At 59.5% G+C, this 16,208-nt stretch carries 16 protein-coding genes and 1 pseudogene; 12 read left to right on the top strand and 5 right to left on the bottom strand.

Going from position 1 to position 16,208, the window contains the following annotated elements; genetic code table 11:
* The first annotated feature begins 5 nt into the window (after positions 1-5).
* From cbiM to ACVWY9_RS04555, 7 genes and pseudogenes are all read left to right on the top strand, one after another.
* The gene (gene cbiM / locus ACVWY9_RS04585; RefSeq protein WP_457387628.1) at positions 6-707 is read left to right on the top strand and encodes a cobalt transporter CbiM; all 702 of its coding nucleotides are present in this window, start codon (positions 6-8) and stop codon (positions 705-707) included.
* On the top strand, positions 694-1,524 hold the full coding sequence (cbiQ, locus tag ACVWY9_RS04580) for a cobalt ECF transporter T component CbiQ (RefSeq protein ID WP_457387627.1): 831 nt from the start codon (positions 694-696) through the stop codon (positions 1,522-1,524). Before cbiM ends, cbiQ begins: the two co-directional genes overlap by 14 nt.
* Positions 1,508-2,992: a 30S ribosomal protein S12 methylthiotransferase RimO gene (rimO, locus tag ACVWY9_RS04575; RefSeq protein WP_457387626.1), complete on the top strand. Its 1,485-nt coding sequence runs from the start codon at positions 1,508-1,510 to the stop codon at positions 2,990-2,992. The genes cbiQ and rimO overlap by 17 nt, the downstream gene beginning before the upstream one ends.
* Before the next feature lie 50 nt (positions 2,993-3,042).
* Positions 3,043-3,759 (top strand): ribose 5-phosphate isomerase A, encoded by a 717-nt coding sequence (gene rpiA, locus ACVWY9_RS04570; RefSeq protein ID WP_414342421.1) that lies wholly within the window; start codon positions 3,043-3,045, stop codon positions 3,757-3,759.
* 285 nt (positions 3,760-4,044) lie between these two features.
* Positions 4,045-5,382, top strand: a complete 1,338-nt coding sequence (locus ACVWY9_RS04565) for a UDP-N-acetylmuramoyl-tripeptide--D-alanyl-D-alanine ligase (protein ID WP_457387625.1) — start codon at positions 4,045-4,047, stop codon at positions 5,380-5,382.
* Between the two features lie 107 nt (positions 5,383-5,489).
* The gene (locus ACVWY9_RS04560; protein WP_011433626.1) at positions 5,490-5,714 is read left to right on the top strand and encodes a DUF3134 family protein; all 225 of its coding nucleotides are present in this window, start codon (positions 5,490-5,492) and stop codon (positions 5,712-5,714) included.
* Positions 5,715-6,138: 424 nt separating this feature from the next.
* Positions 6,139-6,341 (top strand): annotated as a pseudogene (locus ACVWY9_RS04555) (fasciclin domain-containing protein); the annotation flags it as partial.
* 124 nt (positions 6,342-6,465) lie between these two features.
* Here the strand turns inward: ACVWY9_RS04555 and ACVWY9_RS04550 are convergent.
* Positions 6,466-6,708 carry a hypothetical protein gene (locus ACVWY9_RS04550; protein WP_414357385.1) on the bottom strand — a complete coding sequence of 81 codons (243 nt, stop codon included), beginning with the start codon at positions 6,706-6,708 and terminating at the stop codon, positions 6,466-6,468.
* 188 nt (positions 6,709-6,896) lie between these two features.
* On the opposite strand from ACVWY9_RS04550, the gene ACVWY9_RS04545 reads away from it, so the two are divergent.
* Together ACVWY9_RS04545 and menD are read left to right on the top strand one after the other, a co-directional pair.
* Entirely contained in the window at positions 6,897-7,805 is a 909-nt protein-coding gene (locus tag ACVWY9_RS04545) for a cyanophycinase (protein WP_457387624.1), read from the top strand.
* 10 nt (positions 7,806-7,815) lie between these two features.
* Positions 7,816-9,636 (top strand): 2-succinyl-5-enolpyruvyl-6-hydroxy-3-cyclohexene-1-carboxylic-acid synthase, encoded by a 1,821-nt coding sequence (menD, locus tag ACVWY9_RS04540; protein WP_457387623.1) that lies wholly within the window; start codon positions 7,816-7,818, stop codon positions 9,634-9,636.
* Here the strand turns inward: menD and miaA are convergent.
* Positions 9,560-10,573 (bottom strand): tRNA (adenosine(37)-N6)-dimethylallyltransferase MiaA, encoded by a 1,014-nt coding sequence (gene miaA / locus ACVWY9_RS04535; RefSeq protein ID WP_457387622.1) that lies wholly within the window; start codon positions 10,571-10,573, stop codon positions 9,560-9,562. The two genes, menD and miaA, sit on opposite strands and share 77 nt — an antisense overlap.
* 124 nt (positions 10,574-10,697) lie before the next feature.
* Here miaA and ACVWY9_RS04530 point away from each other — a divergent pair, with 124 nt between their 5' ends.
* On the top strand, positions 10,698-11,552 hold the full coding sequence (locus ACVWY9_RS04530; protein WP_457387621.1) for a hypothetical protein: 855 nt from the start codon (positions 10,698-10,700) through the stop codon (positions 11,550-11,552).
* Positions 11,553-11,701: 149 nt separating this feature from the next.
* Here the strand turns inward: ACVWY9_RS04530 and rpe are convergent, their stop codons facing one another.
* Entirely contained in the window at positions 11,702-12,412 is a 711-nt protein-coding gene (rpe, locus tag ACVWY9_RS04525) for a ribulose-phosphate 3-epimerase (protein ID WP_414408814.1), read from the bottom strand.
* 105 nt (positions 12,413-12,517) lie between these two features.
* Entirely contained in the window at positions 12,518-12,829 is a 312-nt protein-coding gene (locus tag ACVWY9_RS04520; RefSeq protein ID WP_457387620.1) for a hypothetical protein, read from the bottom strand.
* A gap of 149 nt (positions 12,830-12,978) precedes the next feature.
* On the opposite strand from ACVWY9_RS04520, the gene ACVWY9_RS04515 reads away from it, so the two are divergent.
* Together ACVWY9_RS04515 and ACVWY9_RS04510 are read left to right on the top strand one after the other, a co-directional pair.
* Complete coding sequence (locus ACVWY9_RS04515) at positions 12,979-13,380, top strand: VOC family protein (RefSeq protein ID WP_457387619.1); 402 nt, start codon at positions 12,979-12,981, stop codon at positions 13,378-13,380.
* Positions 13,381-13,382: 2 nt separating this feature from the next.
* Positions 13,383-15,023 carry an NAD(P)H-hydrate dehydratase gene (locus ACVWY9_RS04510; protein ID WP_457387618.1) on the top strand — a complete coding sequence of 547 codons (1,641 nt, stop codon included), beginning with the start codon at positions 13,383-13,385 and terminating at the stop codon, positions 15,021-15,023.
* A gap of 390 nt (positions 15,024-15,413) precedes the next feature.
* On the opposite strand, the gene ACVWY9_RS04505 is transcribed toward ACVWY9_RS04510, so the two are convergent.
* Complete coding sequence (locus ACVWY9_RS04505; RefSeq protein ID WP_457387617.1) at positions 15,414-16,025, bottom strand: hypothetical protein; 612 nt, start codon at positions 16,023-16,025, stop codon at positions 15,414-15,416.
* Positions 16,026-16,208: the final 183 nt, after the last annotated feature.

The raw sequence follows: 16,208 nt of genomic DNA, 5'->3' as shown, positions 1-16,208 counted from the left end.
TGACCATGCACATCAGCGATGGCATTTTGCCGGCACCGCTTTGGCTGGGGGGCTATGGCATCACCGCTCTCATCACCGGCTACAGCTTGCGGCTTCTCCGTCGCGCCAGCGTTGCCGAGCAATGTCCTTGGTGGGAACGGGATCCCCGCCATATTGCTACGCAACGCTATTGCGACCAGTTGCCCAAAGCGGCTTTGCTCACGGCTGTCTTTTTTGTGGCCTCTTCGATTCACCTGCCCTTTCCCCCGGCCAGCCTGCATCTGGTGCTGAACGGGTTGATGGGTCTGATGTTGGGGGCTTTGGCCTATCCGGCGATTGTAGTGGGCTTGTTTTTTCAGGCGGTGGCCTTTGGCCATGGGGGCCTGACCACATTGGGCATCAACGCCGCCATTATGGGGATCCCGGCGCTCCTGGCCGGTGGGATTTTTCGGGCAGGCCGTCGGGTGATGGGGGCCGGAGTGTCTGCCTTCTTGGCGGGAGCGGTTGGGGTGGGTCTAGCAGTGCTGTTGTTTTACGGGGTGGTCATGGCTGCTGTGGTTGACGCTGGCAGCGGGATCCTCTCCACAGAAGCCGGTCGTCTGGCTCTTGGGAGCTTGGTGGTGGCCCACATCCCCCTGATGGTGGTGGAGGGGTTGTTCACCAGTTGGGTGGTGCTGTTTTTGCAGCGGGTACAACCGGCGCTGCTGGGAGAGTATGGCAAGAGATGAAGCCGGCTCAGGGATCCCTTGCTGCTGGCGCGGTCAACAATCCCATCCTCACCCCTCCAAACCCCTTTCCTGGCTGCACCGGTGGCAACCTCTGCCCAAGGTGCTGGGCCTGATGGCGCTGATGGCGGCTTTCGCCTCGGTGAGGTGCCTGGCCCTCTTGCCGCTCATCTGGGCGCTGGTGGCTGGACTGTGGAGCCTGTCGGGATTGCCTTGGAGCCTCTGGCTGAGGCGGCTGGCAGCCCCAGGGCTGTTGGTGGCAGGGTTGATGGGGATCCTACCCTTCTGGGCGGGGGAAACCATCCTGTGGCGCTGGGGATCCCTGGCTCTGCGTTGGGAGGGGCTGCAGATGGCGCTTCGCATGGGGGGGAGGGGGCTGGCCCTGTTCGCTCTCACGATGCTGCTGCTGGAGACCACTCCCACGTCGGAACTGTTGGCAGCGTTGCGGCAACTGGGGATCCCAGATCTGCTTTTGGAACTGGCCTGGCTCACCCAGCGCTATTTGCAGGAGGTGGCCGCTCAGTGGGAGCAGATGCAACGGGCAGCCCGGCTGAGGGGTTGGCGACCGCGGGGATCCCTGTGGCGTCCTGGGCCGTCTCTAAGACAAGATCTGCCCTTTCTGGCCGCTTCGGTGGGCACCCTGTTGGTGCGCAGCTACGAGCGCTCGCAGAGGGTTTATCAGGCTTTGCGCCTGCGGGGCTATGGACAAGCGCCTCTGTTTCCGACGGCGGCTGGCGGGGATCCCTACAGTTGGGCGGCCACCGCGTTGGCCGTGGCTACGGCTCTATTGCTCCGCAACGCTGATGCGGCCCTCAACTAGAATAGATAAGCCTCTGGCAAGCTGCCCCCTTTTTGATGCTCAGTCCATGAATGGGTTAGAAGCGACCGTCTCCAGTTTCCCATCCGTTAAGGACTCCGTCCCGCTTACGCGAACAGCGGTGCAGCGTACAAAGGCGTCGGTTGCCGTTTTACACCTGGGCTGCGAGAAAAACCGGGTGGACACCGAGCACATGCTGGGCTTGCTGGCTCAAGCAGGCTACCGGGTGGATGGGGACGAAGAGAGTGCTGACTATGTGATCGTCAATACCTGTAGCTTCATTGAAGCAGCGCGACGGGAGTCGGTCAGTACCCTGATGGAGCTGGCGGTACAAGGCAAAAAGATCATCATTGCCGGCTGCCTGGCGCAGCACTTCCAGGAGGAGCTGCTGCAGGAGATCCCGGAGGCGGTGGCTATCGTGGGCACGGGCGACTATCACCAGATCGTCCAAATCATCGAGCGGGTGGAGCGGGGAGAGCGGGTCAATGCCGTTACTTCCAGCTTGGATTACATTGCCGACGAGACCGTACCTCGCTATCGCACCACCCATGCGCCTGTGGCCTACCTGCGGGTAGCTGAGGGCTGTAACTACCGCTGCTCTTTCTGCATCATCCCCCACTTGCGGGGCGACCAACGCTCTCGCTCCATCGAGTCCATCCTCCGGGAAGCAGAACAACTGGCCGAAGAGGGGGTGCAGGAGCTGATTTTAATTTCCCAGATCACCACCCACTACGGGATCGATCTCTACGGGGAGCCGCGGCTGGCAGATCTCATTCGCGCCCTGGGCAAGATCCCCATCCCCTGGATCCGCATGCTCTACGCCTACCCCACGGGCATTACCCCCGCCGTGGTGGAGGCCATTCAAGAGACCGCCAATTTCCTGCCTTACCTGGATCTGCCCCTACAGCACAGCCATCCTGAGATCCTCAAGGCCATGAATCGCCCCTGGCAAGGGCAGGTCAACGACCGGGTGATCGAGCGGCTGCGCCAGGCGTTGCCCAATGCCGTGCTGCGCACCAGCTTTATCGTCGGCTTTCCTGGGGAGACGGAGGAGCACTTCCAGCATCTACTAGACTTTGTCCAGCGCCATCAGTTTGACCATGTGGGGGTGTTTACCTTTTCTCCCGAAGAGGGCACCCCTGCCTACCACCTCCCCCATCAGGTTCCAGAGGCTGTCAAACAAGAGCGCCGCGCCCGTCTAATGCAACTGCAGCAAGGCATTGCCTTCCGCCGCAACCGCGAGCAGGTGGGCCGAGTGGTACCTGTACTTTTGGAGCAGGAAAACCCCAGAACCGGCGAGTGGATTGGCCGCTCCCCTCGCTTTGCCCCCGAAGTGGACGGGGTGGTGTACGTGCGTGGGGAGGGCTCTCTGGGATCCCTGGTGCCGGTGCAGATCACCCACGCCGAGCCCTATGATCTCTTCGGTCGGGTGGTGGCAGCGCCGGAGGGTTTTAGCTGGAGCGGGCGGTAGCGGTGCAAAGCACTTTGGTAGGATCTTCATCCACGGGAGAGGAGCTGGGAATGACTACCCTTGGCGGCAGCGGGACCGAGTCTTTAGATGAGCTGAAACAGGCGGCAGCCCGGGCTGCAGTTCAAAAGGTGCAGTCGGGAATGGTGGTGGGGCTGGGCACGGGATCCACAGCCGCCTTTGCTGTCAGCGCCCTAGCAGAGCGGATGCAAAGCGAGGGTCTGCAGATCCTCGGTGTGCCCACCTCCGAGCGCACGGCTGAACAGGCCCGCTCCCTGGGGATCCCGCTGGCTACCCTAGAAGAGCAGCCGCGCCTGGATCTGGCCATCGATGGGGCCGACGAGATTGAAGTGGGATCCCTGAACCTGATCAAAGGGGCAGGAGGGGCCCTGTTGCGGGAAAAATTGGTGGAGGCCAGCGCTGCCGAGCTGATCATCATCGCCGATGCCTCTAAAAAAGTCCCGCAGTTGGGCATTCGCTTCCCGGTGCCGGTAGAGGTGGTGCGCTTTGGCTGGAAAACCACCTTGGCGCGGGTAGAGGCTCTGGGGTGCACAGCCACCTTACGGCGGAATGCCAACGGGGATCCCTACTTGACGGACGAGCAGCACTACATCCTCGACTGCCAATTCGGCCCCATGGCGGATCCTGCCAAGATCGCCGATCAACTCAAGGGGACGGTGGGGGTTGTGGAACATGGCCTGTTCATCGGCATGGCCAAAGAGGCAATCATCGCCCTCCCGACTGGGATCGAAACGCTGCAACCCAGCTGACAACTTCCTATACCCAGTCGTGTATTGGCGTTGCCCAGGAACTGGGTTTACAGCTTTTTCCGACTTCATGGGAGTTCCGTAGCCAAGCGGGAGCCTTCCCACGCAAGAGATTGATTGACACTGGCTGTGGTAAACAACGCTGAAAAAAGCTGTACAGCTATCCCCAACTCCCCTCTCCCCCTGGGAGAGGGGCTGGGGGTGAGGGGGAGCGCTTGGGAAATGTCTCAATCGGGTCTGAAATGACCATAGACGAAGAGGCTGTAGGCGAATTGGAGTTTCTGCCCGATGCTGACCTTACGAACTGTGGCTGACCTGCTGCAAACTCCCCTGCAGGGGGATCCCCATTTGTTGGGTCTTCCCGTCCAAGCCATTTGCACCGACAGCCGCCAACTCCAGCCAGGCTCAGTCTTCGTGGCGCTGCGGGGGGAACGGTTTGATGGACACAACTTTATTCCACAAGCTTTGGCAAGGGGGGCCGTTGCCGTCATCAGCCAGCGTCCGGTGGCTGGGCCCCATTTTCAAGTCTCAGATACCCTAGCTGCCTACCAGCGCATTGCCAGAGGCTGGCGGGAGCAGTTTCCCCCCTCCGTAGTAGCCATCACGGGCTCAGCAGGCAAAACCACCACCAAGGAAATGCTGGCGGCTGCCCTATCCCGCTACGGCACAGTTCTCAAAAGTGAGGCCAACCACAACAACGACATCGGGGTTGCTCAAACCCTGCTCCAGATGCGACCGGAGCATCAGTTTGTGGTTCTGGAAATGGCCATGCGAGGCCCCGGAGAAATTCGCCGCCTGGCTCAGATGGCTCAGCCCACCCACGCCTTGATCACCCATATTGGCACCGCCCACATCGGCAGACTGGGATCCCGCGCGGCCATTGCTGCTGCCAAGTGCGAGCTGCTGCAGGAGCTAGGGCAGGGGGTGGCTCTGCTGAATGGAGAAGATCCCTTGCTGTTGTCTACCGCCGCCAGCCTGTGGTCGGGACAAACCCTTACCTATGGTCTGGATCGGGGGGACTTACGGGGAGAATGGGATCCCCAAGCCCAAACGGTAACCGTGGAGGGCCTAACGCTGCCGGTGCCCTTGCCGGGAAGACACCATGCCCTCAACTGGATGGGAGTGCTGGCTGCTTTGCGCAGCTTGGGGCTGGATTGGGAGCGGCTCCGAGAACCCATTGCTTTGCCTACCCCTCTGGAGGGGCGCAACCGCCATCTCAAGCTGGCAGGAGATGTGGAAATCTGGGATGAAACCTACAATGCCTCGCCGGAAGCGATGATCGCGGCTCTACACCTATTGGCTCAAACCCCGGGGAAACGGCGCTGGGCCATTCTCGGCCCGATGCGGGAATTGGGAGAGCATGCGCCTCAGCTCTATGCGGAGGTGGGTCGGGCGGCTGCCCCTCTGGGGCTGGATCGGGTCTTGCTCTTGGATCCGGAAGGGGAGATGCAACCGCTGCTCGACCAAAAACCGGCAGCCCAGGCAGAACGCTGCGAGGAGGTATCCGAACTGCTGGAAGTCTTGCTGCATCAGGTACAAGCCGGGGATCGGCTGCTGTTCAAGGCAGCGCGGGCTGTTGAACTGGAGCGGGTGCTGCGCCGCTTTTTGCAGGAGTGGCAGGCATAGGCTAAACTGAGGGATATATCGATGGAAAGCCCGCGTCCCTCGGTTGAGAGGGGCTCAGCCCAAGCCAAGTTCATTCCTCGTCGATAACTGCCCTTTTTCCGTACGGCATGTACTACCACAATCCCTCTCTGCGCGAAGAGCCCCGCGATCAGCCGCCAACGGTGGTGCCCTCTCCTAGCAGCCTCTCCATTCTTGACTGGTTGCGCAAAGAGGGCCGGTTGATCGAGCAGCCCATTGAGGTCCCTGAGATGATTTTGGAAGAAGACATCGACGATATCGACGATTTGATCGGGGACGACTACGACGAAGACTTCGAGCCGGAAGAAGAGTAAGCACAACTGCCAGGATTATTACGAGCTCGTTAACTCATTTATCCCTTTGCTCGGCACCGTGAGGGTGTTATTTTTTGTGCTGCCGCTGGATAGACAGCTCGAGCAAACAAAACAGTACAGTCGTTTCAGGTTAGAGTGAGACGCCTGAGCTACCAAGAAAAGTCTTCCAGCCCCGCGCATTCAACGCTTCAGGTGTGGGTGCAGCGTTTTAGTTTGAATCAGAATGACTATAGATGCAGACAAACGTAACTGATCCCTCAGCCTCAAGGGATCCTTTTTCAGCCTGTTTTGGATTGCTCACCACCACCCTGCGATGATTGTTGCATGTTGCAAATCTAACCTTAGTGAAAGATACCCCCGCAGCCTTTGTAAGAAAGCATCTTGGGGCAGTAGAAACATCTTTTTCGGGAACTTTTTTCGATTTCTCACTTACCATGCAGTGCCCGGCAAAGTTCTCTCTACCTCTTTGGAAGCTGGGGAAGTGGTTACGGTCGAGGGATCCCCTGTGGAGATCTCTTTGGCTGATGGTGTCAAGGTCAACGATGCTAATGTGCGACAGCCGACATTGAAGCTTCCAACGGCGTGATCCACGTCATCGACAAGGTGATCCTGCCTCCACAAGGGTGACCTACCAACGCCATGGATTCTAGGCCCTTCAGGGTCTAGCCCTCTGGCAGCCCCTGCTCTGGTGGCGGGGGTTTTGTATTGGGATCCCCAGCTATTCCGTTCTTTGGGCAAGGGATCCCCAATTTCATAGGTCGATGCCAACGCTGGAAGCGTAGATCGCCTCCACCGATACAGCGGACACCCGTTGAGGACGCACGATCATGTACTCATTGTCCATTTGCTTGGGCAAGGTGATGAACTCTTCGCCGCCCACCATGAGGTTGTTGATCAATTCCGTGTATTCTCTGGCTTCTTTGACCCGTACCTGCATGGTTTGTCCACCTTCAAGCATGATGTGGACAAGATATCCGTCAGGTTTTCTGGCCATGGATGCTCCTGCTGGGTGAACCGAAGGACGAGACGAGGGGTGTTCTTATGAACATTATTCCCCCTTTCGAGACCCCTAACCAACCCCTGACTCTTCCGTGAAATCTGGAATTGAGCTGCGCCAAACCGAATTCCAAGCCGTAGCATAGTGAAAGTGAAATGTGCCCATTTTAATCTTCCTCGCGCTCCATGCCCCATTTGCCTGATGTTTCTGCCGCCCACCGTGAGCTGGAGTGGAACGGAGTTCCTTCCACCCCGACAAACGACGCCCAACCCCTGAGCCGCTCTACCGTGAAGGATCCCATCACCGCCCGTTCCGACATCATCGCCGTCGGGGGAGCAGAGGATAAGGAAAATGAGCGCCACATCCTTTGGGAGTTCTTCCGCCGAGCGGGGGGAAAGTCTGCCCACATCACCATCGTGCCCGCGGCTTCTGGGATCCCGGCGGTGCTGGGGGAGATCTACGCCAACATTTTTCAGCAGATGGGGGCGGCCAGCCTCCAAGTTCTAGATATCCGCAGCCCGATGGAGGCGAGGGATCCCGATAACGTTGAGAAAATCCGCTTCTCCACCGGCATCTACTTTACGGGTGGGGATCAGGAGCGGCTGGCGGAGGTGCTGGCCCACAGCGAGCTGATGGAGGCCATTCGACAGCAGTGGCAGCAGGGGCAGACGGTAATTGCCGGAACCAGCGCCGGAGCTTCTGCGTTGGGGCAGCAGATGATCTCCCGCGGCTACAGCGGAGAACCGCCCACGCCGGCAATTGTAACGGTGAAGACAGGCCTGGGCCTTTTGCCTCGCGTCATCATCGATCAACATTTCCATCAGCGCAATCGCCTGGTGCGGCTGGTCACGGCGGTGGCCCACTATCCCCAATGTTTGGGTATCGGCATTGATGAGAATACGGCGGTGGTGATCCAGGCCAACGATGTGATGGAGGTGATCGGCTTGGGGACGGTGACGATTGTGGACGGGACGCAACTGTACTCGACCGTTCAGGAGGCGGCGGCGGATGAGTATTTTCGGCTGCACAATGCCCGCATTCACTTTTTGCCGCCGGGATCCCGATTCGATCTCAACACCTTGTCTCCACTCTGACTGCTGAAATGTGACTGCTGAAAACTTTGTCCTGCCAAGGCGGCTGGACTGGCGCAACCTCAACACCCTCTGGGGATCCCTGTTGGCCGAAACCTTGAGTCGGCTGGGTTGCCGTTTAGCGGTGGTGTCTCCGGGATCCCGCTCAGCCCCCCTGACCTACGCCCTGGCCCAGCACCCCGACATCGAGGTGATCCCGGTGCTGGATGAGCGGTCGGCAGCCTTTTTTGCGCTGGGATTGGCCCAGCAAATCCGGCGGCCCATTCCCCTGGTGTGTACTTCCGGCAGCGCTGGCGCTCACTTTTTCCCAGCTCTCATCGAGGCGGCAGAAAGTGGCTGGCCGCTTTTGGTTTTGACGGCGGATCGGCCCCCGGAGCTGCGCCACTGCCGCGCCGGCCAAGCGATTGACCAGGTGAAGCTCTACGGCCATTACCCCAACTGGCAGGCGGAGTTGGCCCTGCCCAGCGCGGATCCAGAAGCCCTGGCCTACTTGCGCCAGACCCTGGTTCACGCCTGGGAGCGCACCCTTTACCCCTTCCCCGGCCCTGTGCATTTGAATGTGCCCTTCCGGGATCCCTTGGCTCCCATTGCCGATGGCAGCACTGCGCCTTTGATTCATTTGCAGGAAGATCCGGAGTTCGAGAAGACCTTTTTTCGTGGGGTTGCTCCTCCATGCACCGGCTCTTCCTTGCAGGCGGTGCGGAGCCCTTTTCAGACGGAGACAGCTTCTTTTTGGCAGGAGTGGCGCAGCTGTGAGCGGGGGGTGATCTTGGCGGGGCCGGCTCAACCGCTGGATCCCCAGCGCTATGTGGAGGCAGTGGCCCGTTTGGCGACGGCTTTGGGCTGGCCGGTGCTGGCGGAGGGGCTTTCTCCCCTGCGGAACTACGCTTCCCTCAACCCCTATCTCATCACCACCTACGACCTCATCCTGCAGCGGGATGATCCCCAGCTTTGGCCGCAGCAAGTCATCCAACTGGGATCCCTGCCCACCAGCAAAGCGCTGCGGCAAACCCTGGCCAAGGTTGCTCCCCGCGTTTGGCGGTTGGATCCCCGTCCCGACAATGGGGATCCCCTGCACAACCCCACCACCCATTTGCCTTTTGCCGTGGAAGAGTGGGTCTCCGGGATCCCGGAAGCGCCGGCCAAGCGAACAACTTTTCTGCAGGGCTGGCTGACAGCGGAAGCACAAATCCGGACCGCCTTAGACCAGGCTATGGCTGACCTGCCGGAGTGGTTTGAGGGTAGGATAGCCTGGTGGCTGGCCCGCCACCTGCCGCCAGAGACGCCGCTATTCATTGCCAACAGCACGCCGGTGCGGGATGTGGAGTGGTTTTGGCCCCCCAACGACCGCCGCATCCGGCCCTACTTCAACCGCGGCACCAACGGCATCGATGGCCTTCTCTCTACCGCCTTCGGGGTGGCCCACCGGCAGCGCCCGACGGTGTTGCTAACCGGGGATCTGGCCTTTTTGCACGACTGCGGCGGCCTGCGGCTTGGCCCTCACCTGCAGGGATCCCTGACCATTCTCCTCATCAACAACCAGGGGGGTGGGATTTTCGAGCTGCTGCCCATTGCTGAAGTGGGCCGTCAAGGGCCAGATCCGCCCTTTGAGCCCTACTTTGCTACTCCCCAGTCGGTGGATCTTGCCCTCCTCTGCCAAGCCCACGGCATTCCCCACCGGCGGGTGGAAAGCTGGCAGGAGCTGGCCCAAGCTTTGGATCCCTTGCCTGCCCAAGGGGTGCGGGTGTTGGAGATCCTTACGGATCGCAAGGCCGATGCTCGGCGGCGGCGGCAGTGGTTTCAGCAGGGGTCTGAGCGGTCATCCAGGCGGTAACCCGATCCCAGATCTGCTCCGGCAGATCCTCGACCTCGCAGTCCAGCCACTGGATCCCTGGCAGGGCCCGGAACCAGGTCATCTGCCGCTTGGCAAATTGGCGGGTGCGCCGCACAATCAGGGGCTGCAGCTCGGCTTCCGGGATCCGCCCCTCCAGGTAAGCGCCGATCTCCGCATAGCCCAAGGTCTGCAAGAGGGGTAAGTCTGGCCCGTAGCGCTCCCGCAGGGTTTTCACCTCCTCGATCCACCCCCGCTCCATCATCTCCGCCGTGCGCCGGGCAATGCGTTGTTCCAAACGGGGCATTGGGCAGCGCAGCCCCAGGATCAAGATGGGGTAATGGGGGGGATGGGCCTGCCGTAGGCTGGAAGCCGGCTTCCCGGTGGTGTAAACGATCTCCAAAGCACGCAGCGTGCGCACTGCGTCATGGGGATGAATGTGCTGGGCGGCAACGGGATCCAACTGCTGCAGCCAGGCGTAGCGGATCTCAGGGGGCCAAGTTTCCAGTTGTCTTCTCAGTTGGGGCTGCGGAGGTACCGCAGGGATCCCCAGGCCGGAGGTTACCGACTGGATGTAGAGACCGGTGCCCCCCACCAGGATGGGCGTCTGTCCCTGCCGATGGGCCTCGGCGATGCGGGTTTGGGCCGCCTGTTGGAACTCGGCCACCGTGTAGGTGTGGCGGGGATCCACAAAGTCAATCAGCTCGTGGGGCCAGAGAGCCCGCTCAGCAGGGGTGGGCTTGGCTGTGCCGATGTCGAACTCGCGGTAGACCTGGCGAGAGTCCGCATTCAACAACGGGGATCCCAGCCGTTGGGCCAAAAGCAGCGCCTGTCGAGATTTCCCGGTGGCCGTGGGGCCGGCAATGACGATCACTCCCGGCCATCCTGGCCGGTCGGAAGCTGCTGCAGCGGGAATGCCATTCTCGAGGGTAATGCGCATTCGCTACCCAAACCATCGGCAGGGCAGACTGGCAAGCAACTTTCCTCAGAGACCAGATTAAGATTCTCGAAGAACCTTGTCTCTTTGGGTTAGGATCGGTTACTTACTACCCTGCTTTTTTGCTGTGCTGATCTCATCCTACATTCCTGCTTCGACGGTTTTGAGGGGCAATGGGCCACAGCCGCAGCCAGTGGCGCAGTTTTTACCTCTCCGGCTAGAGCTGTTCGCAAGGCGCGGCCTCAGCCAGATTGGACGGGCAATTGGAACAGGGTTGCTGATGGCTATGCTCATAGGTGTCCCTTGCTCGGCGCGGGGGGAGACCTTGGTGCTCAAGCAGGGAGAAGTGCGCACTCTGCCCCTGTTGCAAACCCGAGCCCGGCTGCCCTTGCAAATGGAAATGCTCTATCTGGGCATGGTCGAGGAGCGCTTCTTGAGCTACGCCCGCGCCAACAATTGGGAGACCATTTCCAGCGACCGGGAGGATCCCCGCTGGAGCCGCTGGCAACTGCGTCCTGGGGGTGAAGCCCTTTACCTGCCCGATTCCCCTTCATCTCAGAACTCCTTGGAGCCCCCCATCTATGCCCGTGGGTTTTATGTGCAAGCCTATTTTGTCGGCGGGCGCCTGGCGGGAATGCACCTGATTCGCAACCCTGAAGAGCCGGGCTTCAACTTGAAGGCCCTGCAAAGGCTTATCCGCGCCTGGTTTCCCGATAATCGCCTGATGTTGTATTACCAAGTGTTGCCAGAGGATCCCGAGCAGCAGGTGCTGGGCGCCTATTTGGGCACCATTCCTCCTCCCTACCTTGCCGATATTCAGCGCAATCGCGTGCCTTTTTGTCAGACTTTTCTCAGCCCCACTTCGCCGCAGCCGATCATCCCACCCTCCGTCGATGGGCCTCCCCATTGCTTGGGCACGACTGCTGCCAACAGCGGGACGGGGCCTCACGCTGCCCAGAAAGAGACTGCGGCTATGCGCTAGTTGCAACAGTGTTGCGTAGCAATAAGGTTGTGAGGCTAAAACCATTCCCCCTCTGTGGACGAAGAGCCGGGAGTGGGGGGCCAGATTAAGTCAGCGGCGCAAAGCGCCAGGGCCAAGCTGGATTTTAGAAGGGAGCAATTTCCTTCAAATCAAACTGTCACCAGCTCGGGACGGCGGCTGTTGCGAATGCTGCGAATGGCTTCGGCATAGTCTTTGGCTTTGAACACTGCCGAGCCGGCCACAATGGCGTTGGCTCCTGCCTCGATCACCTGCCAAGCGTTGCTTCCCTTCAAGCCACCATCCACCTCGATCCAGGGATCCAGGCCGCGCTCATCACACATGGCCCGCAACTGGCGAATTTTGGGCACCACTGCTGGAATAAAGCTCTGGCCGCCAAAGCCGGGGTTGACGCTCATGATCAGCACCAGATCCACCAGATCCAGCACGTATTGGATCAGCTCCAGGGGGCTGGCCGGATTGAGCACCACGCCCGCTTGCTTGCCCAGATCCTTGATTTGGCTGAGGGTGCGATGCAGGTGAATGGTGGAGCTGGACTCTGCGTGCACGGAAATGATATCGGCCCCTGCTTTGGCAAAATCCGCCACATAGTTCTCCGGCTCTACAATCATCAGGTGGACGTCCAGGGGCTTGGCCGTCACCGGGCGCAGGGCTTCCACCACCAACGGGCCGATGGTGATGTTGGGCACAAAGCGGCCATCCATCACATCCACATGGATCCAGTCGGCCCCCGCCTCATCCACTGCCCGTACTTCCTCCCCCAACCGGCTGAAATCGGCTGAAAGGATGGAAGGGGCGATGACAATCGGCTTCTGCCCAGAGGTCGCTGACGGCTGCACCATGGTGAGTCCTGGGGATTGAAAACAGAGAAACGGAGAAACCTGCTCCTCTATGGTACGGGGTTTGATCCCCTTTGCAAAGCGTTATATCCCCTCTCAGCTTGGCACTCAAGGCTCCAGGGGGGACGTGGACTCTGGCGACAGGATCCCGTTCGCGTTGGCGGAACGGAGTCCTTTCAAGCTCGCATCGCCGGGCCACAGACCCTGCAAGACTTGGGCAACACGGTGCCAGGGATCCAGCCGTTCCGCTCGCGGAAGCAGGACGGAGCCCTTGCTGCTTTGAGGCTCTGGAGAAGACTGCTCAGAGGGAGCGGGATCCCTTTCCTCCAGCCTCAGGGAAAGCTGCTGCAACTGCATGTAGATGCTGTTCACGGCCAACATGGCCAAGACCGTGCCGAAAAACTTGGTGCGGGATCCCATGGGCCAACCCCTGTGCGAAAACAAAGATACGGTTGTCGCGGGTGCGCTAGCTCCACCTTAGCTTACGGGTTTGGCTTGCCGTTCGGAGAAAATATTGATGTTCGCGTCGGCCTTGCAAAGCCCCACGGTCAAGATTTCCCAACAAGACAATGACTGCCCCCCAAAAGCCAACCTATCATCACCTGCACACCGCCCTTTGGGTGAGCGATCTGGCCAGAGCCGAACATTTTTACGGGACAGTGCTTGGGATCCCCAAGGTGGAACGGTTTGCGTTTAACTTTCCCGGCGCTTGGTATCAAGTAGGTTCCTCCCAAATTCATCTCATCGTGGCTGAGGAGCCGATGGATCCACGGCAGCGAAGCGGAACGGGATCCTCAAAGTGGGGGCGTAATCCCCATGTGGCGCTGGGGGTAGATGACTTGGAAGCGGTGAAGGCTCGCCTGCGGCAGGAAGGGTATGAGGTGCAACCGAGCGCTTCCGGGCGAGCGGCAGTGTTCGTCCGGGATCCGGATGGGAATGTGATAGAGCTCAGCTCGATTAGCGCAACTTAGCCATGAGCCATCTCCCCTCAGCAATGCCGCCGGTTGCAACAGCGTTGCGTAGCGATATGGGTTCTCGTTGCCGGTTCGATCCGGCCATCAGCTTGGTTAGTTCCGCGCAGATGCAGCGCCTTGAGGGGCAGATCTTCTCTGCCGGCATGCCCGTTGCCGCTCTGATGGAGAAGGTGGGGCTGGCCGTTTTTGCCCAGCTGCAGAGGGATTTTCCGCAAGCCCAGCGCATTGGCATCCTCTGCGGGACAGGGCACAACGGTGGGGATGGGTTGGTGGTTGGGCGGGAGCTATGGCTGGCCCAAAAGTCGGTGAAGGTGTGGCTGGGCAAGCCGGATCTCAAACCCCTGACGGCAGACCACGCCCGCTATCTCAAGGCGCTGGGGGCAGAGTTTGTGGAGAGTCTTGAAGAGCTGGCCGATTGCGATTTGCTCATCGATGCCCTGTTTGGGATCGGTTTGAACCGACCCTTGGGGGAGCCTTGGGCGGGGGCGGTGGGGTGGGCCAATGGCAGTGGGATCCCCATCCTTAGCCTGGATTTGCCGTCTGGCCTCAACGACCAAACCGGGGAAGTCTGGGGCTGCTGCATTCGCGCCAGCCATACCTATACCCTTGGCCTTTGGAAACGGGGGCTGTGGCAGGAAGCAGCTCTGCCTTGGGTAGGACGGTTACATCGCGTTGATTTTGGGATCCCCGCTTGGGCCTGCCCAGAGGATGAGGTTCCCCGGTTGTTGCTGCGGCCTTGGCAGCACTTTCCTGCGGATCCCCCTTTGGATACCCACAAATACCGCCAGGGATCCCTGTTGTTGGTGGCAGGCTCGGCAGCCTATGCTGGAGCAGCGGTGTTGGCGGGGCTGGGATCCCGCGCCAGCGGGGTGGGCATGGTGACGATGGCGGCGCCGGCGGAGTTGAAAGGACTGATCCACAGCGCCTTGCCAGAGGTTTTGGTTCATGCCTGGGAAGGGATCCCTTCTCTGCCGCCGGTTGCCGATCGCGACAGCGGGACGAAGTCCTTGAAACCCTTTCAGGCGGTGGCCGTGGGGCCGGGCTTGGGAGAAACCCGTTTGCCCCTGCTGGAGATCCTGCTGCGGGATTGGGCCGGGATCCCCTGGGTGATCGATGCAGATGGCCTCAATGCTCTCGCTGAGATGGGGGTAGAGCGCTTACGAGAAAAAGGGATCCAGGCCATCCTCACCCCCCACCTGGGGGAATTTCGGCGGCTCTTTCCGGGGATCCCGCTTGGGGATCGCATCGAGGCAGCCCAAAGGGCGGCAGCCCAGAGTGGAGCAGTGGTGGTTTTGAAGGGGGCGCGGACGGTGATCGCCTCTCCCACTGGGGAATGCTGGGTGAACCCAGAGAGCACACCGGCTTTGGCCCGCGGTGGCAGCGGCGATGTCTTGACCGGTTTGATCGGGGGCCTAGTGGCGCGAAGAAGAGCTCAAGCCGATCAACCTTTGGACGCTCCCGCCCTGCTCAGTTGCGCCTGTGCAGGGGTGTGGTGGCATGCTCAGGCGGCTGTCCATCTGGCACGGGAACGCGGCCTAACGGGAGTGGATCCGGCACGGCTGGCGGAGCATTTGCCCCAGGTGCTGCAAGCTCTTCAACAGGAGCAAGTTGTCCATACCGTGTCGCAGGCGGGTGAATAAATACTCTAAGTCATAGCCCAAGCCTTCCTGCTTGCTCCTACCCTCCACTAGGGGTCACCCGGTAAAGGGCACAGGAATAGAATTCTGGCTGGTTACTCGAAAGCCTTGGACAGGCCACCAAACTTCATTTCCTCCAATGGCAGCAATGATCCTATCACGATTTCTTTCTGCGTCATCTCTTGCAGTTGCTAACCCGTTAATATAATAGATTCTAGACTTAAGAATAGATTCAGTAGTATTGAAACCTAGGTTGGGAGAAACGACTGAGTAGATAGTTGATTTGTTCGGTAATGAGCAAGACTTGAGAATAAATATGGATACGCAACAGCATAATAAAATAATGAGACGAATGATATTTTGACGAAACATTCATTTATCCTCTCTACTCAATTACCGAATTGGGTCAGTACATGTCGATTCTTCTGCGCCAACGACTTGTCCAGAGAACTTGGCATCAACAGTTAAATCTGCAATAACTCTTTCCTGGGTGTTAAGCATTTGAAATTGCACTTCCCTTCTTGCTTCAGCAACTTCATCAATCAGGTCGAATTCATTTGCCCCGCCAAATGCTAACCGCGCACATCGAATTGCTCGGAAACCATCAAGCACTCTTGCACGCACCTGGTCTCGACTATCCCTGTCAACATTCACGATGCTTGCCTGTAAAGCTTTGGCGTATCGCAGCATGGCCTTCCGCTTCAGCTCATCATGGGGGTAACGTCGGTAAATCCAGCGCTGCACATCATCACGCACGCCATCTCCATCGGCATCAATCCCCTCCAAAGTTTGCTTCCCTTCTTCTCCAGGATCCGGTGGCAAATTGGGGAATAACCGATCCAGTTCATCGACCGGGATCATATCTGGAGAGGGATCCTCACCCGGATTTTCTGGCACAAATCCAGTAGTGGGATCAGGATTGGGCTCTTCTTCTGCACTGGGGGTAGAACCTCCCCCGCCACTGCACCCACACAGCAACACCAACACAGAAGAGAGCATCAACATAAGCAGTATCCTGAGGCCGTTCATAATCGCCTTGGTTCTAGCAGTTCAAGTGGCACAAGTGACCCCCACAGGGATCCGGCAATCCTTCTATTGGAGCTACAAGCAACACAAAATTAGGGCAGGGATCCCTAGAAGGAACTCTCTCAGGAGGATCTACCGTTCATCACCCGACAAGAGCAAGAC

It is taken from the genome of Thermostichus sp. OS-CIW-31 (assembly GCF_054060305.1).
Note: the sequence above shows the minus strand (reverse complement) of the source record. Positions and strands in the feature narration are given on the sequence as shown.

Bases quoted from the DNA above. Each gene is read 5' to 3' on its own strand.
- ACVWY9_RS04520 (WP_457387620.1), bottom strand. From the start codon at position 12,829: ATGGGATCCCGCACCAAGTTTTTCGGCACGGTCTTGGCCATGTTGGCC.
- ACVWY9_RS04505 (WP_457387617.1), bottom strand. From the start codon at position 16,025: ATGTTGATGCTCTCTTCTGTGTTGGTGTTGCTGTGTGGGTGCAGTGGC.
- ACVWY9_RS04565 (WP_457387625.1), top strand. From the start codon at position 4,045: ATGCTGACCTTACGAACTGTGGCTGACCTGCTGCAAACTCCCCTGCAG.
- ACVWY9_RS04560 (WP_011433626.1), top strand. From the start codon at position 5,490: ATGTACTACCACAATCCCTCTCTGCGCGAAGAGCCCCGCGATCAGCCG.
- ACVWY9_RS04550 (WP_414357385.1), bottom strand. From the start codon at position 6,708: ATGGCCAGAAAACCTGACGGATATCTTGTCCACATCATGCTTGAAGGT.
- rimO (WP_457387626.1), top strand. From the start codon at position 1,508: ATGCGGCCCTCAACTAGAATAGATAAGCCTCTGGCAAGCTGCCCCCTT.
- rpiA (WP_414342421.1), top strand. From the start codon at position 3,043: ATGACTACCCTTGGCGGCAGCGGGACCGAGTCTTTAGATGAGCTGAAA.
- miaA (WP_457387622.1), bottom strand. From the start codon at position 10,573: ATGCGCATTACCCTCGAGAATGGCATTCCCGCTGCAGCAGCTTCCGAC.
- ACVWY9_RS04545 (WP_457387624.1), top strand. From the start codon at position 6,897: ATGCCCCATTTGCCTGATGTTTCTGCCGCCCACCGTGAGCTGGAGTGG.
- cbiQ (WP_457387627.1), top strand. From the start codon at position 694: ATGGCAAGAGATGAAGCCGGCTCAGGGATCCCTTGCTGCTGGCGCGGT.
- ACVWY9_RS04510 (WP_457387618.1), top strand. From the start codon at position 13,383: ATGAGCCATCTCCCCTCAGCAATGCCGCCGGTTGCAACAGCGTTGCGT.
- rpe (WP_414408814.1), bottom strand. From the start codon at position 12,412: ATGGTGCAGCCGTCAGCGACCTCTGGGCAGAAGCCGATTGTCATCGCC.
- ACVWY9_RS04515 (WP_457387619.1), top strand. From the start codon at position 12,979: ATGACTGCCCCCCAAAAGCCAACCTATCATCACCTGCACACCGCCCTT.
- cbiM (WP_457387628.1), top strand. From the start codon at position 6: ATGCACATCAGCGATGGCATTTTGCCGGCACCGCTTTGGCTGGGGGGC.